Annotated in this window: 16 protein-coding genes; 4 read left to right on the forward strand and 12 right to left on the reverse strand. The window is 72.3% G+C overall.

Going from position 1 to position 23,262, the window contains the following annotated elements:
- The first annotated feature begins 1 nt into the window (after position 1).
- On the forward strand, positions 2-493 hold the full coding sequence (locus tag K7C98_RS04380) for a hypothetical protein (protein ID WP_224190233.1): 492 nt from the start codon (positions 2-4) through the stop codon (positions 491-493).
- 91 nt (positions 494-584) lie between these two features.
- Here K7C98_RS04380 and K7C98_RS04385 read toward each other — a convergent pair whose 3' ends face one another.
- The 3 genes from K7C98_RS04385 to K7C98_RS04395 all read right to left on the reverse strand — a co-directional run bounded on the left by K7C98_RS04385 (position 585) and on the right by K7C98_RS04395 (position 3,078).
- The gene (locus tag K7C98_RS04385; RefSeq protein WP_224190234.1) at positions 585-1,478 is read right to left on the reverse strand and encodes a DUF6600 domain-containing protein; all 894 of its coding nucleotides are present in this window, start codon (positions 1,476-1,478) and stop codon (positions 585-587) included.
- 8 nt (positions 1,479-1,486) lie between these two features.
- Positions 1,487-2,158: a DUF4142 domain-containing protein gene (locus tag K7C98_RS04390; RefSeq protein ID WP_224190235.1), complete on the reverse strand. Its 672-nt coding sequence runs from the start codon at positions 2,156-2,158 to the stop codon at positions 1,487-1,489.
- Between the two features lie 146 nt (positions 2,159-2,304).
- Complete coding sequence (locus K7C98_RS04395; RefSeq protein WP_224190599.1) at positions 2,305-3,078, reverse strand: CBS domain-containing protein; 774 nt, start codon at positions 3,076-3,078, stop codon at positions 2,305-2,307.
- Between the two features lie 307 nt (positions 3,079-3,385).
- Here K7C98_RS04395 and K7C98_RS04400 point away from each other — a divergent pair, with 307 nt between their 5' ends.
- On the forward strand, positions 3,386-3,847 hold the full coding sequence (locus K7C98_RS04400) for a hypothetical protein (protein ID WP_224190236.1): 462 nt from the start codon (positions 3,386-3,388) through the stop codon (positions 3,845-3,847).
- 34 nt (positions 3,848-3,881) lie between these two features.
- On the opposite strand, the gene K7C98_RS04405 is transcribed toward K7C98_RS04400, so the two are convergent.
- The 7 genes from K7C98_RS04405 to K7C98_RS04435 all read right to left on the reverse strand — a co-directional run bounded on the left by K7C98_RS04405 (position 3,882) and on the right by K7C98_RS04435 (position 16,226).
- Entirely contained in the window at positions 3,882-6,218 is a 2,337-nt protein-coding gene (locus K7C98_RS04405; protein ID WP_224190237.1) for a TonB-dependent receptor plug domain-containing protein, read from the reverse strand.
- Positions 6,215-7,276: a hypothetical protein gene (locus tag K7C98_RS04410; RefSeq protein ID WP_224190238.1), complete on the reverse strand. Its 1,062-nt coding sequence runs from the start codon at positions 7,274-7,276 to the stop codon at positions 6,215-6,217. The genes K7C98_RS04405 and K7C98_RS04410 overlap by 4 nt, the downstream gene beginning before the upstream one ends.
- A 159-nt stretch (positions 7,277-7,435) precedes the next feature.
- Entirely contained in the window at positions 7,436-9,904 is a 2,469-nt protein-coding gene (locus tag K7C98_RS04415; RefSeq protein WP_224190239.1) for a hypothetical protein, read from the reverse strand.
- Between the two features lie 529 nt (positions 9,905-10,433).
- The gene (locus tag K7C98_RS04420; protein WP_224190240.1) at positions 10,434-11,549 is read right to left on the reverse strand and encodes an amidohydrolase family protein; all 1,116 of its coding nucleotides are present in this window, start codon (positions 11,547-11,549) and stop codon (positions 10,434-10,436) included.
- 222 nt (positions 11,550-11,771) lie between these two features.
- On the reverse strand, positions 11,772-12,914 hold the full coding sequence (locus K7C98_RS04425) for a thrombospondin type 3 repeat-containing protein (protein WP_224190241.1): 1,143 nt from the start codon (positions 12,912-12,914) through the stop codon (positions 11,772-11,774).
- 33 nt (positions 12,915-12,947) lie between these two features.
- Entirely contained in the window at positions 12,948-13,715 is a 768-nt protein-coding gene (locus K7C98_RS04430) for a TetR/AcrR family transcriptional regulator (RefSeq protein WP_224190242.1), read from the reverse strand.
- 66 nt (positions 13,716-13,781) lie between these two features.
- Complete coding sequence (locus K7C98_RS04435; protein WP_224190243.1) at positions 13,782-16,226, reverse strand: tetratricopeptide repeat protein; 2,445 nt, start codon at positions 16,224-16,226, stop codon at positions 13,782-13,784.
- Between the two features lie 666 nt (positions 16,227-16,892).
- On the opposite strand from K7C98_RS04435, the gene K7C98_RS04440 reads away from it, so the two are divergent.
- Both K7C98_RS04440 and K7C98_RS04445 read left to right on the forward strand, forming a co-directional pair.
- The gene (locus tag K7C98_RS04440) at positions 16,893-17,432 is read left to right on the forward strand and encodes a PAN domain-containing protein (RefSeq protein ID WP_224190244.1); all 540 of its coding nucleotides are present in this window, start codon (positions 16,893-16,895) and stop codon (positions 17,430-17,432) included.
- A 48-nt stretch (positions 17,433-17,480) separates the two neighbouring features.
- Positions 17,481-18,161, forward strand: coding sequence for a hypothetical protein (locus K7C98_RS04445; RefSeq protein WP_224190245.1), 681 nt, complete (start codon positions 17,481-17,483; stop codon positions 18,159-18,161).
- A gap of 123 nt (positions 18,162-18,284) precedes the next feature.
- Here K7C98_RS04445 and K7C98_RS04450 read toward each other — a convergent pair whose 3' ends face one another.
- Positions 18,285-20,465 (reverse strand): M4 family metallopeptidase, encoded by a 2,181-nt coding sequence (locus tag K7C98_RS04450; protein ID WP_224190246.1) that lies wholly within the window; start codon positions 20,463-20,465, stop codon positions 18,285-18,287.
- A 633-nt stretch (positions 20,466-21,098) separates the two neighbouring features.
- Complete coding sequence (locus K7C98_RS04455) at positions 21,099-23,261, reverse strand: bifunctional alpha,alpha-trehalose-phosphate synthase (UDP-forming)/trehalose-phosphatase (protein WP_224190247.1); 2,163 nt, start codon at positions 23,259-23,261, stop codon at positions 21,099-21,101.
- Position 23,262: the final 1 nt, after the last annotated feature.

A 23,262-nucleotide genomic window follows, 5' to 3' on the forward strand; every position in this document is an offset into this window, starting at 1 on the left:
CATGGGTTGGCGGGTGGTGGAGCGCCGGCTGGGCAAGGCCGGCGGGGTCAAGCAGCGCGCGGGGCGTCAGCGCGAGTGGGATCGCAAGTACGGCGAGGACCGGTGGGCGATCGGCTACGAGATCGACGGCGAATTCGTGCGCCAGGAGGAGGCGCTCGATTCGGTTTATTTAAAGAGTTACGAGGCACATTTTGCGGCCCACCCGGAGGATCTGCGCGAGCTGATCGGCCTGGCGAAGACGCTGCGGAACCCGCACGCCGAGGCGACGACCGGGGTCGACCTGCAGGTGCCGGCGATCCTCGACTACCTGCGACGCCACGGCCTGCAGCTGGCCGGGACCGAGGTGGTCGACATCGGCACGTGGGACGGCAAGGCGTCGCACCCGATCAGCGTGCGCCTCAGCCCCTTGACGATCGCCTGCGTGATCGACCCGGGGCGCACGCTCGAGCAATGGTGGCAGCAGCGCAAGGTGCTGGTCGTGTGGGAGGACTGAGGCGCCGCTGGCGCGAGAGGACATGTTCGTCGCGCAATGTCTGTACGGACATGCCTTGGTGGGCATGTCCATACGAGCATGTGCGGCCCGGTCACAGCCAGCGTTCGCCGCGGTGGCGGCCGCGGGCGGAGCCGCCGGCGGGGCGGGGCGGGGCGTCGAACACCTCGGCGTGGGTGGTGTGCGGCCGCAGCTTGTGCAGCGGGAACTCGGGCGGGTTGTGCGAGAACATCGTCGCGGCGGGCGGGGGCGCCGGTTCGACCGGCGTGTGCTCGACCGTGTCGCCGGCGACGCGCGAGCGTACGAGCCTGCTGGTGTCGGGCGGGGGCAGGTGCACGGGGGGCTCGGGGTGCCCGGTCGCCGCGGCGATGAACTGCTCCGGCGGGCCGGAGCGCCAGCCCGGCTGGGCCGCGGGGTGCGTGGCGTTGGCGGCGAAGACCGCCTGTCCGCGCGCGTTCGGCTGGATGTAGCCGTCCAGCTGCGGCCGCGTGAGGTCGCTGGCGGCGACGACGATCCAGTGCGAGCGCGGCTCCTCGCGCGCGCCGGCGACGACCGGCGGCAGCGGGGCCCAGCCGACGTAGCCGTCGTTCCAGCGCCAGTCGACCCACGCGGGGCCCCACACGTCGCCGGGGACCCACATCCAGCCGACGCCGGCGTCGAAGGCCCAGCGGCCGTAATGGAACGGCGCCCAGCCCCACGAGTAGTTGCTGTCGAACATCCAGCCGGCGTCGGTGTACAGCCACCGGCCGCCTGTCATGTACGGGAAGAAGTCGGCGCCGACGATCGCCGGCGACGGCAGCCACACCCAGCCGTACGCGGCGTCGTCGATCCAGGTGCCGTAGGGGGCCAGCGCGCCGTAGAAGCGCTCGCTCGGCCCCGTGGGCGCGGTCGCGGGCGCCGGCGCGGCGGTGTCGGGCTGCTCGCGGTGGCAGGCCAGGCCGAGGACGGCGAGGGCCGCCGCGGCTGCGAGGTGATGGACGGCGCGCATGGCTCGACTCAGGTGACGGGCTGCTGCTCGCGCAGGCTGTCGCGGATCTTCTCGGCCTCGCGGATGTCGCCCTGGACCTCGGTGCGCATGGTGGTGAGCTCGTCGCGCAGCTCGGGCAGGTCGACGCTGGGCAGGAGGACGCGGTCGATCGTGTCGACCATGTTGGTCATCACCTGGATCTCGTCGTCGATGTACGCGGTGTCGAACTCGCGGCCCTTCTTGGTGTTGTCGAGGTCCCCGTACGCCTCGACCACGGTGGTCTCGTAGTTCGTCACGTCGCCGCTGCGCTTCGGCTTGAACTTGTTGCGGGTGCGGATGGTCGTCAGGCGCTTCTTGGCGCCGTTGGCGTGCTTGATCCGGGTCTCGGCGAACTTCTTGACCCGCTTGTCCTTCATCGACTTGCGGTGCTTGCGGTTGTTGTCGAGGCCGACGTCGTTGTAGACCTCGAGGAACGTGACGATCTCCTCGTCGGTGAGCCCGTCGGTCGCCGGCGTGGTGGTGCCGGGGGCCGGCGTGGTGGTGCCGGTGCCCGGGGTCCGGGTGCCCGTTCCCGGGGGCTGGGTGCCGGTCGTCGGGGTCGACGGCTGCGGCTGGTCCGGCGGCATGGCGAACGCGGCGGCGCACGGCAGGGCCACGGCGAACGCGACCGTGAGCGGGAGGGAGTGCTTGATTCGTGACATATCCGCAGCGTTCGACGAATTCGCGCCGGCGCCAGCCGCCCCGCCAGCGCCGGTGAATCGTGGGACCGCGGTCGCGCGGGGGCTGCTACGAACAATGAGGGTGCGCGCCGACCGGCCGCCGCCGGCCTGGTCGCTGCATTGCTCGATCAGGCCGGTCGCGGCTGGGCCGGCCGCTCGCCGCGCGGCGCCTGCAGCTCGAGCCACTTGAGGATGTCGCGCCGGCGCAGCACGCCGACCAGGCGGTCGCCCTGGAGGACCGGCAATTGCTCGACGTCCTTGCGGCTGAAGGCGCGCATGGCGGCGGTGAGGTCGTCGTCGGGGCCGACCGTCTCGAGCGCGGCGACGGGGGTCATGATGGTGCCGACCTCGATCTCGTTCCACACGTCGCGGTCGACCACGCGCACGTCCTCGAGGCAGACGAGGCCGACCAGGCGGTCGTCGGTGAGCACGGGGAAGGCGCGCTGGTCGGTGCCCATCAGATAATCGTCGACGAGGCGGGCGACCGGCAGCGTCGGCGGGATCGCGGCGACCTCCTTGCGCATCAATCGCCGCACCGGCACGCCCTCGACGAGGTGCATGATCACGAGCTGGCGGTAGCTCATGGCGGCGGCGCTGGCGAGGAACCACCCGATCACGCTGATCCACAGGCCCGAGACCACGCCGGCGCCGAAGATCGGCAGGCGCGCGCCGAAGATCATCGACAGGCCGGCGAATACCAGGACCAGGCCGATCGCCTGGCCCGACAGCGAGGCCCAGCGCGTGGCGCCCTGGAGGTCGCCCGTGGCCCGCCACAGCAGCGCGCGCAAGATCCGCCCGCCGTCGAGCGGGAAGCCGGGCAGCAGGTTGAACAGGCCGATGAACAGGTTGAGCGGGCCGAGCCAGAACAGCAGCGTCGCCCCCGGGCCGAGGTCTCGAAGTATACGCGGCGCGGCCCGGCGCCTGACGCGGACGAACCAGAAGTTGCGCGGGCGCGCAGGCGCGCGCCCGGCCTGCCGCGCGGCTCCATGTGGGTGCGACGTCGGCGTCGGACCAGGTACGAGTCGAGGCTCCGGGCTGCGCGAGCTGCGAGTATGTCCTTCGGGACATTCTTATAAAATGTGATCTTTGGGACATGTTGCGTGAGACACGTGGAGAACGGCCGCGACGCGCGAGGCGGGGGGGGTGACGAGGCCGGCGCGCAGGCACTGGCGCTCGTGGTCGGGCCCGAGGCGGTGCCAGTGATGGGTGGTGCACCTGGTCGACAGGCCGGTCGGCAATGGCGACACTGCGCGCGCTCGTGGTAGCGTCGATGCTGGCGTGCCGCGGGCCAGCAAATTCATCGTCGTCGCGTATGTGCTGTTCAACCTGCTGATCGCGTACACGGCGATCGTCGCGCCGGGGCCGCTCGACGCGACGTATCGCGGCGGGGCGATGACGCCGACGCGCGAGTTCATGTGGTTCAGCATCGGCAGCTTCCACCTGTTCGTGGCGGCGGTGACGTCGATCGCGCTGCGCATGCGACGGGCGCGGGAGCGGCGGGCGATCGTGCTGGCGAACGCGGGGTTCTATCTGTGGGACGCGGCGACGCAGTGGCTGTACTGGGGGCACCACGTCGGCCTCGCGCCCGCGGACCTGCACGTCAACGCGGGGGTGAGCGCGGCCTGTGCGGGGTTGCTGGTAGTGGCGGTTTGGCGCGACGGCGATCCGTGAGGCCGGCGATCGTGATGCGGCGCGACGTGGGGGGTCAGAAGCTGACCTTGAGGCCGAGGATCGGCAAGATCGGGAGACCGACGACCGCGCGCGTGCTGGCGTAGGTGAGCGAGTAGAGCACGCCCTCGGCGTTCTGGCGGTTGTACAGGTTCTGCACGTCGAGGTAGGCGGCGACGATGCTGCGGTGCAAGATCCACGTGCGATCGATGCGCAGGTCGAGCTGGTGGAAAACGGGCATGCGGGCGCTGTTGGCGGCGCCGATGATGGGGATCGGATCGCCCTGGACGCCTTCGAAGCTGCCGACGTAGGGGGTGTAGGGCAGGCCGGTGACGAGGCGGAAGCGGGCGGCGATCGACCAGCGGCGCGGCAGCTTGTAGCCGACCAACATGACGAGGTTGTGGCGCTGATCGAAGTCGGCGGGGCGGCGGTCGACGTGGTCGAAGAAGGTGATGTGGGCGGTCGAGCGCATCCATGTGTAGGCGAGCCAGCCGTAGAGCCGCGCGGTGAGGTCGTGGCGCAGCATGACCTCGACGCCGTGGGTGGCCGAGCCGATGGCGAGCGCGGCCGAGTCGTTCTGGGGTGGCGTCGGGCCGGGGATGGCGGTCCCGGGTGGAAGCGGCGGGAGGCCGCCGCGGATCTGGCGATAGAAGAGGGTGGCTTCGAGGTCGAGCGAATCGGTGAGATCGAGGTGGAGGTTGGCGCTGTACTGGGTGGCCCGCATGGCGCCGATCCGGCCGGTGGGCTCGAACTCGAGCTGCGGATCGAGGAAGCGCAACGCCCCGGGGAGGACGACCTTGGGGAAGAGGAAGCTGTCGGTCGGGATCGAGTTGTCGGGTGAGATGAAGCCGCTGGACAGGATCGAGCGGCGCAGGCTCGGCTGGGAATAGACGCCGGCGGCGAGCTGGATCCGCACCCGCGGGTGCGGCGTGTAGCGCAGGAGCAGGCGCGGGTCGAACGCGAGCGCGTGGTTCTCTGCGCCGGTGAAGGCGTTGAAGCGCGCGCCGGCGATGAGCGCAAAGCGGCCGACGTCGAGCTGCGAGGACAGATACAGGCCGGTGGTGGTCAAGAGGTCGCGGCCGGAGTCGTCGACCGGATTCTCGATGTACGAGATATTGAGCTGCGTGGTGTAGCGGTCGAGCTGGGTGTCGAGGCCGAGGGTGATGTGGAGCGGCTTCACCGGGCGCACGCTGGCCTCGGCGCGCAGGAGGCCGACGACATCACTGCGGCGCCGCTGGTAGCTGTCCGTGCTGTTGATGGTCCGGTCGAGGCGGACGGCCGGGGCGAGCAGGAAGTCCCACGAGCCGTGGCGCTTGCGGTAGGCAAGGTCGACGCGGTGGAAGCCGTTCTGCATGCTGGAGAACAGGTGCCGCTCGGCTCCGCCCCAGAACATGTTCAGTGTGTCCTTGCCCCCGAGCAGACGGGCGGTGATGGTGGCGCCGCGGCCCGCGGGGTGGTCGATGATGAATTGATAGTCGTGGTAACGGGGGGAAACGAGGTCTCCGCGGGTGACGTCCTCGGGCAGGCTCCTGAGGACGAGGTCGAGGTAGCCGGTCTGGGCGGCCAGCAGGACCGAGCCGCCCTTGCCGAAGGGGCCCTCGACGAGCGCGCCGGCCGAGGTGATGTCGAGCTTGGCGTGACCGTGGACGCCGTCGCGCCGGCCGACGCGCGGGGTGAGGTGGACGAGGCCGCCGACGGCGTTGCCATAGTGGGCGGAGAAGTTGCCGGGCACGTATTCGAGGCCCTGGAGGACGCCGGGCTGGACGACGCTGGCGAGGCCGGGGATGTGGAAGGCGCGCGGCAGCGGGTGCTCGCCGAAGAACACCTGCGATTGATTGGGGGCGGCGCCGCGGAGAATGAGCAGACCGAGGCCGCCGGGGACGCGGGCGACGCCGGGCAGATTTTGCAGGGCGCGCAATGGGTCGCCCTGGCTGCCCGGGAGGTTGGCGATCTCCTCGGGCGAGAGGCGCGTGCTGGTCGCGCTCGGCCGGGTGACGCGCTCCTGCTGGACGATCGTGCGATAGCCGCCTGCGCCTGCTGGTTGCAGATAGATCACCGGCGGCTTGCGGCGGCGCCAGAAGCTCGCGGGGGTCGGTTGCTCGAGACGCTGGTGGCCGGCGGCGACGATGACGAGGTTGAAGTCGTGGCTCGGCAGGTCCTCGAGGACGAAGCGGCCGTCGGGGCCGGAGACGGCCGAGCGCTGCCACTGCAGGCCGCGACGCGCAGTGGCGATGATGCGCGCGCCGGCGACGGGGGTGCGCTCGCCGGCGCTGCGCAGTTGGCCCTGGGCGACGGCGCGGGCGGGCCGCTCGACGGCCGCGGGCGCGGCGAGCGTGGCGGTGACGGCGAGGTGGGCGAGGAGGCCGAGGATCATGGCTCGGAGCCGTCGGCGACGAAGCGCAGCTCGGCGAAGTCGACGCCGCTACGGTCGTCCCTCGCGTCGACGTAGAGCGTTGTCGGCACGATGTCGTGCGGGACGGTCCATTGCAGGGGGGTGGACCACTCGTCGTAGGTCGGCTCGTAGCCTTCGATTGGAGCGCTGAACCAGCCGCGCCACTGGAGCTCCTCGAACTCAAGCGACGGCTCGCCGGACCAGGGCACGTCCTTGTCGCCGCCCACCATGATGTAATACGATTGCGCGGAGCCGGCGGTGAAGATCGGCTCGACGGTGATTCGCTCGCCGCGGCGCACGGGGACGTCGTCATCGAGGTCGGCGACGAGCTCGATGCGCGTGTCGCCGCGCGCACGCGTGACGGCGAAGCCGGCGATCCTGGGGTTGGTGTCGACGTCCTGCTCGCGGATCTCCTGCGGAATGACGGACTCGGAGTCGAACGGGAGGACGATCCATCGCGGGCCGAACCGGATGCCGTCTGCGGTGAACAGGCAGGAGCCGGCGGGGGGGACCGGGTTCGAGGCCAGGAATTCGAGGCAGGTCGCGGAGGCCAGGTCGGTGCGCCGGGAGCCGACGATGACGAGCGGGACGTAGAACGGAAAATCGTCGCTGGCGGAGAACGCCCCGCCGAGGCTGACGCGGATCTGCCGGCCCTCGCCGAGGCGGCAGGTTTTGCTGGGAGAGAGCGGCAGCGGCACCGGGCAGTCTTCCAGCGACGCGAGGTCGAGCTTCTGAAGGACGAACTTGTTGCCGGACACGAAGAAATTAACGGAGGAGGCGAGCCAGATCGGCGGCGGCAGCTCGGCCTCCGGGGCGGTGGCGTGCCAGGTGAGCTCGATGGTGTCGAGCGGCAGCGCGGTCGCCCGGTACTCGCCCTCGGGGACGTTGAGCAGCGAGGCGTAGCCGCCGGGCTCGACGACCTCGACCTTGAGGCCGCGGAAGCGGGCGTCGGTGACGACCCATTCGGGCTCGACGGGGATGCAGGCGCCCACGAGGCAGGGCGAGACGCCGAGGAAGAGGCGGAGGCCTGCAGGCCGCATGCGAGCGTCACGGTAGCGCACGCGACCGGTCGAGGCCAGTGCGCTCGCGCGTGCGCGACGCGTCACGAGCGCGCTCTGCTCGGGTAGCGGAGATGCGTGGGCTCATGTGCGTCGCGTGGCTGGCGCTCGGGGCATGTCCGAGAGGACATGCCGCATCGCTCAGCCCGGGCAGATGTCGAGGGCGTCGGCGCCGAGGTTGTTGCCGGGGTGGCAGTCGGCGATCTTGTCCTCGGGGTCGACGTCGACGTAGACGGTGCCGCCGCCCTGGAGGTTGGCGGTGCAGGTGACGGTCTCGCACTCGCCGGGCTTGAGCAGCTTGGTGGTGGTGGCCTCGCAGACGACGGTGGCCTGGTCGACGGGGGCGTTGGGGTCGGTGTTCTCGAGGAACTGGACGACGACGCCGTCCTGGACCGGGTTGGTGCCGCGGTTGCACACCTCGGCCTGGAGGTCGATCATGCCGCCCTGGTTCTGGCACAGGGTGCCGAGGTCGGTCAGCTCGATGGTGAGGTCGGCGATGTTGAGCTTGCCGGTGTCGCCCTGGTCGTTCTGGCGGAAGTTGTTGAGGCCGGGCTGCTGCCAGTTGTTGAGGAAGGCGGCGGCGGAGGGGATGCGGGCGTCGTCGGTGACGTGGGTGATCGAGTATTGATATTGGTTCCACACCGGGCGCGAGTTGGCCCAGCGGTCGAGCGGGTCGCGGTAGACGACGAAGCCGGGGCGCGCCACGAAATCGGCGGCCATCGGGTAGAGCGGGTCCTTGGCCGGGCAGGAGTTGTAGTTGGTGCGCGGGACGACGATCTCGGTGGCGAAGTCGCCGTCGACGTCGGCGATCGACGGGTACTCGTTGCCGGTGCCGCTCGAGGCCGGGGCGCTGAACAGGACCACGCCGCTGCGGCCGTCGTAGACGCGGAGGTAGCACTCGTCGCGGTAGACGGCCTCGGCCGCGCCGTCGCCGTTGAAGTCGAAGATCGACGAGCCGGTGATGTTCGACGACAGGTCCTGCGAGGGCTGGACCCACAGCACGCCGTCGGGCAGGTTCTTGGCCATCTGCTCGGGGGAGCGCTCGCACTTGCCGCCGGGGCGCTCGGGCGGGCTCTCGCCGTTGAGGGCGGCGACGCAGTCGGGGTCGTAGACGGCGTAGTAGGTGGCGGCGGCGCTGGCGAACTCGACCTGGCCGTCGCCGTCGAAGTCGCTGATCGTGACCGGGCCGCCCTGGCCGATCACCTCGTTGGGCTTGGCGTACAGCTGGATCGGGCCCCACACCGTCTCGCCGGTGATGCTCTGGATCCGCAGGCGGCCGATGCTGTTGCTGACGCTGAGCACCACGACCTCGGGGGTCTGCTCGGGGTCGACGCCGTCGACCACCGAGTAGAGGCCGGCGTTGGCGACGGCGACGTAGCCGCCGGGCTGGTTGGCCGCCATGAACCACGGCTTGGTGACCCACTCGCCGGCGACCGGGTCCCAGCCGGCGACGCGGCGGTGGTTGACGAAGTCCATGCCGCCGTCGAGGTCGACGTCGGCGATGACCGGCATGTGCGTCGCTCCGCTGGCGGCCCAGGTGGTGAGGAGGCAGCCGTCGCCGTCGAACACCTGGTCGCCGACGACGATCTCGGGGAACTCGTCGCCGTCGAGGTCGTAGATGCTGGGGCCGTAGGTCGCGCCCGCGCTGCCGAAGTTGAGGACGGTGTCGGTCTCGCAGTCGCGGCCGTACCACATGCGCTCGAGCTTCGGCGTGTCGCCGTCGTCGACGATCCGGAACGCGTAGACGTTGAGCGGGCCGTTGTCGGCGTTGCTGGTGACGCGGTGGTAGCCGACCAGCTCGGGCCGGCCGCCCTGCGGGACGTCGCCGTCGAGGTCGCCGATGGCCCAGTGCGCGGAGTAGCCGGGGCGGTTGGAGTCGTCGGGCTCGTCGGCGCCGCCGGCCTGCAGCTGCAATTCGCAGGTGCGGCCGTCGAAGATCCGGAGGGTGCCGATCCGGCCCATGTTGCCGATCGTGGTCCAGGTGTTGAGGATGATCGAGGGCTGCAGCTTGTCGGGGTCGTTGTCGAGGTTGAGGTCGGCGACCATCGGGGTGGTGTAGACGTACGTCGACTTCGCGGTCGGGTCGTTCATCGGGTCGGCGACGCCGCTCCACTCGCACTGCACGACCGGCGTGATGCCCTCGGGGATGTCGTCCTTCTGACACTCGGGGTCGTTGATGACGCCCTCGGGGACGCCGTACGGGATGCACTCGCCGTCGGGGTCGCAGTAGGAGTCGCCGGGGCAGTCGTCGTGGGTGGTGCAGGTGCCGAGGTCAGGGATGCAGGTGTCGTACTTGCACTTGAAGTTGGCCGGACAGTCGCAGCCGCCGGTGGTCTCGGTGTCGCCCTGCGTGGCGCTCGGGTCGACCGGCTCGGTGGTCGAGTCGGTGCTCGTCGGGACGGGCGTGGTCTCGCTGCCGTCGCTGGCGGTGCCCGCCTCGCTGGTGGTCGGCGCGGCGGTGCCGGTGAGCGTGCCGAGGGTGTCGGTCTCGGTCGGGCCGGGCAGCGTGGGACCTACCATCTCGGTCGCCGAGCCCGTGCCGTCGTCGCTGCAACCGACCGTCGCCGCGACGGTCCACACACCCACCAGAGTCAATCGCCGTGTACGCATATCGGCGGGACTGTACAGCAAACCCGCGGCGGCGCGGGCTCGCAGGCGCGCGTGCCGGCGAGCGCGTGCCGGCGCGACGCCGACGTCTGGTGGCCGCCCCGACCTGCGCCGGCGACGTCCGCGGGTGAAATCACCGGCTGGCTTTTGGGGCAGGTCGATGGGTCGCGCGACCGCCGCGAGGCGCGCGGGCGCGCCTGGCCTTGGGGACATGTGACAGCCGGGCGCGGGAGGAGACGGGAGACGGCTGTCCCCAGGGACAGGTGGGCGCGGCGACGCGCGGGAGGGGCGCGCCGGGATTCGTGAGCCGCGCGGCGGATGTCCGCAGGGACAGGTCGCGCGGCGGCGCGCGCGGGCGCCGGCGGGCGGCCGGGGCGTCCGAACGTCGTGGTCGGATGTCCGAAGGGACAGGTCGAGCTCGGGGCTCGGGCGCCGCACCGAGGATGTCCGGAGGGGCAGGTCGTGCGGCCGCGCGGGCAGGCGTGTGCACGGCCGTGCGCAGGGCGGGACCGGGCCTGTCCGGAGGGACAGGCTACAAGACGACCATGCGGAGGGTGTCGGAGAAGCGCACGGGGGCGCCGCCGGGGGGGGCGACGAGCCGGCCGTCGCGGGCGAGCAGCTCGCCGCGCAGGACGGTGGCGACCGGCCAGCCGTGGTAGCGGACGCCGGCGTGGGTCTGCTCGGCGCCGAGGTCGACGAGGACGAGGTCGGCGTCGTAGCCGAGGGCGATCCGGCCCTTGCGGGCGACGTTGTAGATCCGGGCTGGCCCCGAGGACAGGAGCTCGACCAGCTGCGGCAGGCCGAGCCGGCCGGCGTGGACGTGCTCGAGCATGGCCGGCAGCAGCAGGTGCGGACCGCCGGGGGCGGCCTCGGGGCCGCTGCCGAGGGCGTCGACGAGGCCGCCGGCGACGGCCCGCCACAGCGCGGCGGCGGTCGGCGCGTCGGGGTCGAGGTCGGCGGCGGCGAGGCCGACGGTGGCGAGCTCGCGGTGCTGCGTCAGCAAGGCCAGGGCCTCGTCGCCGTCGACGCTGGAGGCGTGGACGCGGCGACCTGCCCGTTTGGCCATGTTGAGGAAGCGCTGGAGGGCGCGCGCGGCGTCGCCCTCGTCGCGGTAGAGGTCGACGGCGGCGCCGGCGGCGACCGGCTCGGGGTGCGGGTCGGGCTCGCACGAGACGGTGACGCGACGCTGACCGCAGAAGAGGGCCCGGTGCAGCGGCTCGTCGTCGGTGCCGAGCGAGAGGACGACGCCGCTGCAGCCCGGGAGGCGCTCGAGCCGGTCGAGGTCGTCGAGGTGGTCGGTGGCCGCGGCGATGAAGAAGGCGTAGTCGCAGTGGGCGCGGCCGCGCGCCCGCGAGAGCTTGTCCTCGAGGCCGGCGGCGGTGGTCGGGTGCGGGTGCGCGTCGAACACCGCGGTGACGCCGGCCAGCACGAGGGCGCTGCCGCCCTCGTCGCGCAGGTAGCCGCCGGTGTCGAGCACGCCGGGCAGGACGTGCAGGTGACGCGCGTCGAGCTCGCGCTCGGCCTCGGCCCCGGCGAGGTCGCCGATCGCCACGACCCGACCGCCGGTCACCCCCAGGTCGCAGACGGCGACCGAACCGTGGAGCGCGCATGTCCCGCCGCGGACGAGGAGGTCGAAGGGGGGAGCCATGGCGCGCCGGGGACTATGCCAGGAGCCGCCTGGCCCGTCGAGGCGAGGCCGGCGCAGGGGCGTCCCCCGGGCCCCGACGAGGGGCCGCTCGCAGGGGCGGGCGATGCGGGGGAGACGTGCGCGGGGAGGCGGCGGCGCTGCCGCGTCCGCAGGCCCGAGAGGCCGGGGAAATCGGCCACCGCCGCGCGAGGTGGTGCGTCGGTGGAGGCGTCGATGCCGCCGTCACGGGACGACGCAGACCGCGGCGACGGCGACGTCCCACGGCCAGGAGGGATCGTTCGGGTTGCACGCGAAGTTCTGGACCCGCTGGAACTCGAACAGGTACGTGCCGGGCGTGTCGGGGGCGACGAAGTCGGTGACGGCGTGGTCCATTTGACCGTCACAGCCCGCAGGACCGCTGTAGAAGCAGGCGGCGGTGGTCTCGTCCGGGATGCCGATGTAGCCCTGGTTGATGCAGCCGGGGCACGGGCAACTCTTGATGGTCCAGTCGAACTGCAGCTGGATGGCGGCGCCGGGGCTGACGACGATGACCGGCTTGTCGGTGGCGGTGAAGAACACGTCGGCGATCGTCACTTCGTCCGGGGTCATGGCAGGATCGGGGAACAGGACCGCCTCGGGGCCGTCGTAGGCGCAGAGATCGCAGGCGTCGCCCTGTCCGTCGCCGTCCGCGTCGGCCTGCTCGGGGTCCGGATCGTCGGGGCAGACGTCGCAGGCGTCGCCGATCAGGTCGGCGTCACCGTCGAGCTGTTCGGGATCGGCAGCCGCGGGGCAGAGGTCGCAGGCGTCGCCGATCAGGTCGGCGTCACCGTCGAGCTGCTCGGGGTCGGCGACGGCGGGACAGAGGTCGCAGGCGTCGCCGATCAGGTCGGCGTCACCGTCGAGCTGCTCGGGATCGGCAGCGGTGGGGCAGAGGTCGCAGGCGTCGCCGATCAGGTCGGCGTCGCCGTCGAGCTGCTCGGGGTCGGCGACGGCGGGACAGAGGTCGCAGGCGTCGCCGACAGTGTCCTCGTCGGCGTCGGCCTGATCGAGGTTGGACACGCCCGGGCAGTTGTCGGCGTCGTCGCACAGGGTGTCGCCGTCGCCGTCGGCGCAGCCTGTGGTCGTGGTGGTCGTCGTGTCGACGGTGGTGGCGGTGCCCGTGGTGGTGTCGCTGGTCGTCGGCTCGCCGCCGGTCGACGTCGAGGTCGTCGATGGGGCGTGGGTGGTCGGCTCTGCCGTGGTCGGCTCGGGGCCGGACGTCGAGGCGCCCGTGGTGGTGCCCGTGGTCGTGCCGGTGCTCGTGCCGACCGTCGTGTCGGAGGTGTTGCCGCCACACCCGACGAGCGCGACGAGTACGATCCACTTCTTCACTCGCGTGTCACTCATCGGTCCATCATAGCGGAGCTTTGCGGGCGAGGGTCACGAGGCGGGGCGGCGGGGCTTGCCGGCGACGAGCAGCTCGAGGCCGTCGAGGACGCGCTCGAGGCCGAAGGCGAAGGCGCCGGCGGGGTCGTGGGCGCCGTAGGTCTCGCCGGCGACCTGGCCGACGCGCGCGGCGATCGGGAAGCGCTCGGCGTCGAAGACCTCGGCGAGGAAGGGGCCGACCTGGGCCCACCACTCGCGGTCGGTCATGCCGGTGCGCTCCTTGACGGTGCGCTCGCGGGCGGCGCCCCGCACGGCGCCGGCGACGTAGTCGAGGACGAGGGTGAGGGCGCGGTCCATCTCGAGGTCGTCGAGGCCGATGCCCTCGAGGGCGGACAGCTCGAGGTGATACTTGGCGATCGAGTTGGGGCCGAGGCCGGGGCGGTGGGTGACGACCTCGATCATCCACGGGTGGCGCAGCACGAGGGCCCAGTTCTGGCGCGCGACGTCGGCCAGGCGCTCGCGCCACGTCGCGCCGGTGGGAGCGCGGATCTCCCCCATCAGCGCGTCGAGCATCAGGTCGATCAGCTCGGGCTTGCCGGGCACGTAGGTGTAGAGCGACATCGGCGAGACGCCGAGATCCTCGGCGACGCGGCGGGTCGTCAGGGCCGCGAGGCCCTCGGCGTCGACCAGCGCGATCGCGGCGGCGACCACGTCGGTGACCGAGAGGCGGGCCTTCGGGCCGCGCGAGGGGCGAGGCGCCCGGCCCCACAGCAGCTCGAGGGTCTTGCGCGGGTCGCCGCGGCCGGAGATGTCGTCGCTCATGAGGGGCCTCGCGGGGGAGAAGAACTGTTGGCGGTGGACGGCCGGGGCTGCCTCTCGGGACAGGTGTCACTCGCCGAGGTGGCGGCGGTGGAACTCGCGCATGCGCTGGCGGTCGGGCTCGCGGGTCTCGAGCTCGAGGGCGCGGGCGAGGACCTCGCGGGCGGTCTTGCGGTCGCCGGCGCGGGCGGCGACGTGGGCGCGGAGCTCGAGGGCGCGGACGTTGTCGGGGTCGAGCTCGAGCGCCTTGGTGACGGCGCGGGTGGCGGCTTTGGGCGAGTCGCCGGCGTCGAACAGGGCGCGGGCGTGCAGGCGCCAGGCGTCGCCGTGGAACGGCAGGGCCTCGGTGAGCTCGCGGGTCATGCCGAGGGCGAGCTTGTGCTGCTCGGTGCGGAGGAAGATCTCGGTGGCGAAGTCGACGGCGGCCAGCAGCTCGACGGTGGGCCGCTGCTCGCCGAGCATGCGGTTGAAGGCGGCGCGGGCGTGCAGCGCGGCCTGCTTGCGCTTGCGCTGCTTGAGGGCGATCTCGGCCCAGGCCATGAAGAGGCGGGCGGTGGCGACCTCGTCGCGCCCGGGCTCGGCGGCGTAGAAGCCCTGGCGCACCAGGGTCTCGGCGGCCTCGAGGTCGCGCTGGGCGACGAGCACGCGGGCGGCGAGGATCCGCGCGTCGATGTCGTACGGGCGCCGGCGCAGCAGCTTGTCGAGCTCACCGCCGGAGCGGGCGAGGCCTGTCCCGCGGGCCAGGTTGAGGCGGGCGCGGGCGCGGGTCAGGGCGTCGGGGTCGGCGCCGAGGGTCGCGGCGGCGGCCAGCCAGTCGTCGGCCTCGGGCGGCGGGGGGGCGTCCTGGTCGGCGGCGCGGGCGAGGGCCAGCTCGAGCAGGGCGAGCGGGGTGGCGGGGTCGATGCCTGGCTCTTTGGACAGCTCGCGCAGCATCGCCTCGGCGCGCGCGCCCTGGCCGATGTCGGCGAGGTAGCGGGCCAGGGCCTCGCGGTAGCGCGGCAGGCGGAGGCCGGCGGCCGCGGCCTGCTCGTACCAGGCGAGGGCGTTGCGCTCGGCCTCGGGGACCTTGAGCCGGCGCTTCTGCCACACGTCGCCGAGCAGCAGCATGGCCTCGGCCGGGCGCGGCTCCTTCTCGACGGCGCGGGTCAGGGCGCGCTGGGCCTGGCGGAGGTCCTTCGAGTCTGTCCCGAGAGACAGGTAGGCCTCGCCCAGGCCGGTGTAGGCGCGCGGGGCGTAGTGCTCGGCGGCGGCGATGCCCTCGAGCTTGCGCAGCGCGGTGGTGCCGGCCTGGGTGTGCGCGGCGACGCGGGCGCGCGCGACCTCGACCTCGACGCGGCCGGGCAACATGCGGTCGGCCCGCTCGAGCCACGGCTCGGCCTCGGCGAAGCGGCGCTGCTCGACGAGGGCGAGGCCCTGCAGGTAGGCGACCCGCGGGTGGTCTTGCGGACAGGCGGACAGGGCGACGAGGCTGGCCATGACGTCGCCCTCGGCCAGCAGCGACCAGGCGCGCACGATCGACGCCTCGGGCTCGGGCACGCCGAGCTGGGCCAGCAGCTCGCGCGCGCGCTCGGCATCACCTGCCTCGAGAGACAGCTCGAGCGCGAGCCGGCGGGCGTGCGCGTCCCACGGTGCCAGCGCCGGCCAGGCGGCCGCGGCCCGCCCGAGGCCGGCCGCGGGCTCGCCGGCGTGGACGTGCACGAGGGCCCGTGCGAGCGCGGCGTGGGCGAGGTCGCGCGCACCGAGCGCGGCCGGGTCGAGCGCGAGCAGCTGATCGGCGAGGTCGGCCACGCCGCTGAGCTCGCGCCGCAGCAGGGCGTGCAGCAGCGCCTCGTCGGCGGCGAGCCCGAGGTGGGCCAGCCCGGCCGTGCGCGCGCGGGCCAGCGTCTGCAGCGCGGCGCCGAAGTCACCTGTCTCGAATTGCAGCCACACGAGGGCCCGCCGCGGGGCGATCGCGGCCGGGTGGGCGGCGAGGGTGGCGTCGATCTCGGCGATCGCGGCGGGGATGTCGCCGCGCCCGGCCAGCGCCAGCGTGCCCTGCAGCCAGGCGCGCGCGGGTCGAGACAGCGAGGTGGTCGGCAGGTCGAGCGCGGCGGCGGCGGCGGCGAGGTCGCCGTCGGCCAGGGCGAGCAGGCCGTCGGCGATCGCCAGGTCGCCGCACTGCGGCCGCTCGAGCTCGGCGCGGGCGATCGCCGCGCGCGCGCCCTCGCGATCGTCGTCGTACTCGGCGGCGGCCTGGGCCCGCACCAGCGCCTCGGCGGTGAAGCGGCAGGATGTCCGATAAGACATGTCCGCAAAGGCATCCGCGGCGGCGTGCAGGTCGGTGAGGCCGCCGCGGGCGACCAGGACCTGGGTGGCGTCGAGGTTGGCGGCCCGCCCGCGGTCGACGTACCAGCGCGCGCCGACGCCGAGGCCGATCGCAAACAGAATCACGAGCAGCCAGGGGATCCGCGGCGGCGGAGGCGGGGGCTGCAACAGCCGCGGGCGCGCTGGCGCGGGGAGGTCGCGCGGGGTCACGAGCGCCCGCGTTGTAGCGCACCCGGCGGGCGAGCGCGAGCGTCGCAGACGCGGAGCTCCTTGCGCTCTCGGCGACGAAAGATCGCGCGCGCCGTCGGCGAAGTACGGCCGAGCTCGCAAGCGCCGGGCGCGACGCCGGAGAAATTCTGCGAAAATTCGCCGCGCTCGCGGATGCGGCGAACGGCTCGCCGCGGTCTGCAGCGCCGGCGCAAGGCGTGACGGCGCGGAAAGGTCGTCGCGGCTCGTCGCGCGACGGAGGGGCGAGGTCGGCGGCGATCGGCCTCCAGCAGTTCCGCCCGGGTTGCGCGGCGGACCGCGCGGGCGTACGCGAATTTCTCGATCACCGATTCGCTCGACGACTCGCCCAGGTCGGCGAGCGGGCGAGCCTGGAAGGCTCGCTGAACTCGCCGTCCGTGGCCCATACGGGCCGCGACGGGCCGGGACGACCTCGCCAATCGTGGTGGCGAGCGCGGCCTGACGTGCGGGCGGCGAGGCTAGCGAGCCACCGGATGGAGCGTGAAGCCCGGGCGGCGCGGCGGCGCCGTGTCGGCGACGAGGCGAGGAGTCTCGGTGCGGTCGGCGAGGCAGAGTGCGAGTGACGCGGACCACTCGCTTTCCCTCGCGCCGATGCCATCCCGTGCGGCGCCTTTGCAAGGAGGGTGAATCGTGAAGCTCGCATCCATCATCATGCCCGCATGGGTCTCGGCGTCGCTGTTCGCCGTCGCCCCGGCCGCTTCGGCCGCGCCCGCGAGCGTCGAGCTCGGCGTCGACCGACCGGGCGCCGACTATTTCAGCGTCGAGATCGCCGCCGACTTCAACATCTGCAAGACCATGTGCGAGGAGGACGCGCGCTGCCAGGCGTACACGTACGTCCATCCCGGCGTGCAAGGGCCGAGCGCCGTGTGCTGGTTGAAGTCCGCCGCTCCGCTGCCGCAGGCGTCGGGTTGCTGCTACTCGGGCGTCAAGCAAGTCACGCGCGAGATCGCCTGGGATCGGCCCGGCGGCGACTACTCCGACTTCGACCTGCCGTGGTGGGCCGGCTCTGCCGAGTGTGAGGCCGCCTGTTGGAACGATCCCAGGTGCGTGGCCTTCACGTACGTGCGCCCGCACTACCAGGGCCCGAACCCCCGCTGCTGGCTGAAGGACGTGATCCCGGCGCCGGTATCGACCTCCTGCTGCGATTCGGGCACGATCAATTGGCGCTGAGCCGAGCTTCTCGGCGTTCTGGGCGCGGATCGGGTACCCTGGGGCTCGATGCCGCGACGATTCCTGCTCGCAGCGCTGCTCGGGTGCGCCTGTCAGCCGGTGCCGGTCGAGAGGCCGCCGGGGTGGCACGAGGCCACGGCGGTGTGCGCCGCGGATGCGCCGCCGCACGTGATCGCCAGGCGTCAGCCCGACCTGCGCTTCAAGGAGGCGATCGCGGCGGCGGCGAGGGTCGCCGTCTCGCGGGACCTGAAGATCGCCACCGACCCGGACACGCCGATGGACCTGGAGCTCCGCGCGGTGTCCGTCCGGATGGCCGCCATGGTCCAGGGCGTGACGAATTGTCCGCTCGCCGACGCGCTGCAGGCCCAGGTCGACGCGACGCCGGGGCCGCTCGACGTCGCCGACGCGGTCGTGGTGCTCGAGGCGGCCGGCTCGGTGGCGCCGGAGGCCCTGACGCCGATCCTCGCGGCGGCCTGCGCCGAGATCCCCGCGTGCGGCCGCGAGTGCGCGCCGGGGCTGGCCGCCATGGCCGCGGCTGCGCCGGGGTGGCGGTTCGAGGCGCTGGCGAAGGGCTGCGGGGCCTTCAGCAAGCAGCAGAGCCTCGGCGAGGCGGGCGCGGTCTCCTTCACGCACGCGCGCGTGACCGATTTTTTAAACGAGTGCGCGCCGAAGTTCGACCCGGCCGCGGCGGCGCGGGTGCAGGAGCTGCGGGCGCGGCTGCAGCTGTGACGGGTGTCCGTGCGGGCATGTCCTCGCGGGCATGCCTGCACGGACATGTGCTTTGCAGCATGCCCCGAGAGGCAGATTCAGCGGGCGCGGAGGCCCTGGCCTTCACGCCGGCTCCGTGCGGGTCTACTGGACCCCGAGCGTCACGGTGTAGCTGCCCGAGCCGCTGTACGCGACCACGTCGTAGGTGTAGTAGCCGGCGGTGCCGGCGTAGCTGATCGACTCGCTGCTGGTGGCGGTCTCGGACTTGGCGACCAGCGCCCACGTGCTGCCGTTCCACTTGTACAGGTACAGGTCGAAGTCCGAGCCCGCCGGGCCCGTGAGGCACGCCTTGTGGGTCTTCGAGCTCGCCTGGTAGTAGTACCCCCCGTTCGGCTGCGCCTGCGACTGGCCCTGGCTGAGCGTGCCCTGGTACGGCGTCCCGCTGCAGCTCCCGCCGCCGCCGCCGCCGCCGCCGCCGCCGCCGCCCGGGTCGCCGGGCACCCCGACGGCGGTCCACGCCGCGTGGACGGCGGCCAGCTCGGCCGAGCCCGCCCCGTGGATCGCCGTGGCCGCCTGCGCCGTCGCGTTGCGGGCGCCCTGGAACGTCGAGTTCGCCGACAGGTACGTCGCCAGCGCGTCGTAGAAGATCTTCGACGCCTTGGTGATGCCGATGCCCGTCACCTGCGTGTTGGTCTTGCCGCGCGGGTGGGTCCCGCCGGTCACCAGCAGCTTGAACGCCAGGTTGGCGATGCCCGAGTTGATGTGCACGCCGCCGTTGTCCTGCGAGCCCTGGTAGCGCGTCGGGTAGTAGTCGTACGACTGCCCGTCGGCGATCGGGTCGGCCATGTAGCGCATCGCGTCGCCGGCGGTGTTCGGCGTCCACGACGCCTCCGCCAGCTTCCACGTCGCGTCCGACACCGCGCCGCCGTTGACGTGCGCCTGCAGCGAGGCGGCCATGATGTCCGACCAGGCCTCGTTGAGCGCCCCCGACTCGTTCTGGTAGACCAGGTTCGCCTCGTACTGCGTGACCGCGTGGGTCAGCTCGTGGGCGACGATGTCGAGGTCCCGCGCCAGCGACGAGAAGTACTGCCCGCTGCCGTCGCCGTAGACCATCCGCTGGCCGTCCCAGAACGCGTTGTCGTACTTGACGCCGAAGTGCACCGTCGAGTGCAGCGTCGCCCCGGCGCCGTTGAACGAGTCGCGCCCGAACCGGTCCTTGTAGAAGTTGTAGACCGTGCCCGAGTAGTTGAACGCGTCCCTGGCCGAGAGGTCGTTCGAGTTGGCGGGGTCGGCGATCTGCTGGCCCGGCAGCGACTGGCCGTTGTTCGCGGTGTACACCTTGCGCGACAGCGCGTGGTGGATCTGGGGGTGCCGCGCGACGATCGCCCCGGTCTTCGCGTCCGCGAACACCAGGTCGCGCTCCGGCCCCTCCGCGCTCGTGTACTGCACCTCGGCCATCCATGCGAGGTGCACCGACTCCGGCGTCACCACGTAGACCAGGTCGGGCACGTCGGTGCTCACCGCGTCCGCCGGCAGCGTCGCCAGCGCGGTCGTCAGCGCCGCCTCGCCCTCGATCTCGGGGTCGCGCGCCAGCGCCTCGCCGGCCACGAACCGGCCCGACACCGCGGTGACCCGCCCGCTCACGCCGTCGGCGTGGACCGTCAGCTCGCCGCCGACCACCGGCAGGTCGTTGAGGTACTGGCGGAACTTCACGTGCACCTGGCCGAGCGCGTCGTCCCGCGTGCGCACCGGCTCGAGGTCGGTGCCGCCGTGCATGCGGAACACCGGGGCCATCTCCTGCAGGTACGCCTGCGCGGCCGCACGCGGCTCGCCTTTCGGCAGGAACCCGAGGTCGCCGGCCACGAACTCCGGCGTCCCCTCGTTCGCCAGCACCACCTGGTCGACCCGCGGCAGCGCCTGCAACGCGGCCTGCTGGGCCCACAGCAGCCTGGTCGGCGCCTGCTTCAGCGCCGCCGCGACCATCCCGGCGTCGACCACGAAGCTGTCCTCGAGCCCGGACTTGGCCGGCGCCACGCCCCACGCCTCCGCGTGCGCGGCCAGCAGGTCGTGCATCAGCGCCCGCCGGCCGTCGGCCCCGACCACCACGACCCGCGTGAAGTCGATCGGCCCGGCCTCGAACGAGAACCGCACCGCCTCGCCCCCGAGGTCGACCTCCAGCACCGCCGCGCCGGTCAGGTCCGCCACCTCGTCCGCGGTGACCACCCGCTCCCGCGGCGCGAGCGGGTCTCCCTCACCTCCCCCCACGTAGCAGGCCGACAGCAGGAAACACGAGACGATCGACGAGACTCCAGCGGCGCGAAGCATGCGAATTCCTCCTCCAGAGGCGTTCAGCGCCACGAAGGCGTGGCCTGGCCCCTGGAACATGTCTGAAGAACCCTTGCCCTCGGGCAAGGTGGGATCATTTCATCCCGAGGTCAGCGGCACCATATCCACAAGTCAACTGCCGCGACAATCCCCCGATGCTGACAAAGACACTGTTTCGATAATCCGCCGTTCGCTCCGCGGAATCCTTCACCTGGCGATGGCGCTCACACGTTTGCGATTGCTCGGACCCCTGACGACCGGGCACAGCAGCGTCCGGCGAGCTGTATCCGGGTATAAGGGGTCGATGTTCGTTTTGGCATTTTTAATAGAAATACAAGTTCTACGGCAATCTCGGGTCAATGTCTCGCCGGTTGGCATTTGCATCAGAGCGCGCGGGTTCCTGGAGAGATCTCTCCTGCCATCCTCGGACCTGTCCTCTGCACATACCGGAATGCTCGATCGATCCGCGGCGGGTCGCTCGAGCTGCGGCGTTTTGGCCACACCCGTGTGGTGTGGACATTCGCCCCCGGGCGTGCCCGCGCGGACGGCTTCAATGCGCGTCTTCGAGGGGATGTCCGTCCGGGCATGTGGTCATGGACATGTCTTCACAGGCATGTCCGTGCAGACACGCGCTCACAGCGTCTCGGCGAGGGCGCGCAGCAGCGCGCGGGTGCCGGCGACGTCGGACACGCGGCTGGCGGCCGCGGTGGCGCCGGGGCCGACCTTGACGGTCACGGCGCCCTCGGGGGCGGCGGCGAACATGTCCTCGTCGGTGCGGTCGTCGCCGACGCAGAACACGAGGTCGCCGGGGCGGATCAGCTCGCGGGCGATGAGGCCCTTGTGGACGCCGCGCGGGCGGACCTCGACGACCTTGTCGCCGAGCAGGACCTCGAGCGAGGTGCCGACCAGCAGCTCGCGCAGGTGCAGCCGCAGCTCGCGGGCCTGGTGGGCGCCCTGCTCGCGCTCGGCCAGGCGGTAGTGCCAGGCCAGCCCGGCCGCCTTGAGCTCGACGTGGCTGCCGGGGGTGTTGGAGGCGACGCGCTCGAGCGTGGCGAGGACCTTCTCGCGCAGGTCCTCGGGCACCGCGCCGCGGGCCCGCCACTCGCCGCCGATCCGCGAGTACATGCCGTGCTCGGCGTGCAGGCCGATCGCCAGGGCGCCGAGCCAGCGGTCGACGTCGGGGCACGGCCTGCCCGACAGGACATGGATCGAGAGCCATGGCTTGGTGGACAGCTTCTCGAGCAGGCGCAGCAGCTCGGGGTCGGGCGCGGCGAGCTCGGGGCGGGGGGCGATCGGGACCAGGGTGCCGTCGTAGTCGAGCAGCATGACGACGCGGCGGCCGGCGAGGGCGGCGGCGCGGGCGGCCTCGGCGGCGGCGCCGAGCGCGAGGAGCGGGGTGGGCTCGAGGGGGGCGCCGATCTCGGCGTCGGCGAGCGCGGCCAGGAAGTCCTCGGCCCAGCGGTGGACGTCGAAGCGGAGCACGCGCGCGCGCAGGCCGGCCATGCGGCTGCGGCGCTCGCCCTCGGCCATGTCGACCGCCTGCTCGATGGCCTGGGCCATGCCGTCGACGTCGAACGGGTTGATGTGCAGCGCCTCCGGCATCTCCTCGGCGGCGCCGGCGAATTCGCTGAGTACGAGCACGCCGTCGCCGTCGGTGCGCGAGGCGGCGAATTCCTTGGCGACCAGGTTCATGCCGTCGCGGGTGGGGGTGACGAGCATGACCGAGGCGGCGCGGTAGAGGCTGATGAGCTGCTCCTGGGGGAAGCCGCGGTACATGTAGTGGATCGGCGGGGAGTCGGTGAGGCTCGAGCAGCGGCCGTTGATCGCGCCGACGATCTCCTCGACGCGGCGGCGGTAGTCCTGATAGGCGGTGACGCTCTCGCGCGAGGGCACGGCGATCTGCAGCATGCGCAGCTTGCCGCGCAGGTCGGGGCGGCGGGTCAGCACGCGCTCGACGGCGGAGAGGCGGCGGCGGATGCCCTTGGTGTAGTCGAGGCGGTCGACGCCGAGCAGCAGGTGCTCGCCGGGGCGCGGCTGGAACTCGCCGGCGTGCGGCGGGCTCGGGGCGGTGAAGGTCTCGGTGTCGATGCCCATCGGAAACGCCCGGAAGCGGACCTTGCGCCCGGCGACCGCCAGTTCGTCGACGACCGGCTCGTGGCCGAGGAGGCGCACGACGGCGGAGGCGAAGTTGCGGGCGTACGACGGCGTGTGGAAGCCGATGAGGTCGGCGCCGAGCATGCCCCGAAGGACATCTTCGCGCCACGGCAGCATGCGGAACACCTCGGACGCGGGGAACGGGATGTGGAGGAAGAAGCCGATGCGCGCGCCGGGCAGCTGCTCGCGCAGCATGCCCGGCAGCAGCAGGAGCTGGTAGTCGTGAACCCAAATCGTGTCGCCGGGGCGGTACTGCGCGGCGACCGCGGCGGCGAACTTGGCGTTGACGTGGCGGTACATCTCCCAGCCGCCGGAGTGCAGCGGGATGCGGTCGAGCAAGTAGTGAAAGACCGGCCACAGCACGCCGTTGGCGAAGTCTTCGTAGTAGCTGCGGAGCTCGTCGGCGGTGAGCTCGACCGGCAGCGTGCGCAGGGCCTGCAGCTCCTTCATCACGGTTGCGCGGCCCGCGTCGTCGAGCCCGGACAGGTCGCCGGGCCAGCCGATCCACAGCCCCTGCGAGCGCTCGAAGGGTCCGCGTAGCCCGGTCGAAAGGCCGCCCATACTCGGGGTCACGATGGCCTCGCCCTGTGCGGCGCCCACGGTGACGGGCAAGCGGTTGGAGACGACGAGCAGGCGTGACATG

The organism is Nannocystis pusilla (genome assembly GCF_020073745.1).
Lineage (GTDB): Bacteria > Myxococcota_A > Polyangia > Nannocystales > Nannocystaceae > Nannocystis > Nannocystis radixulma.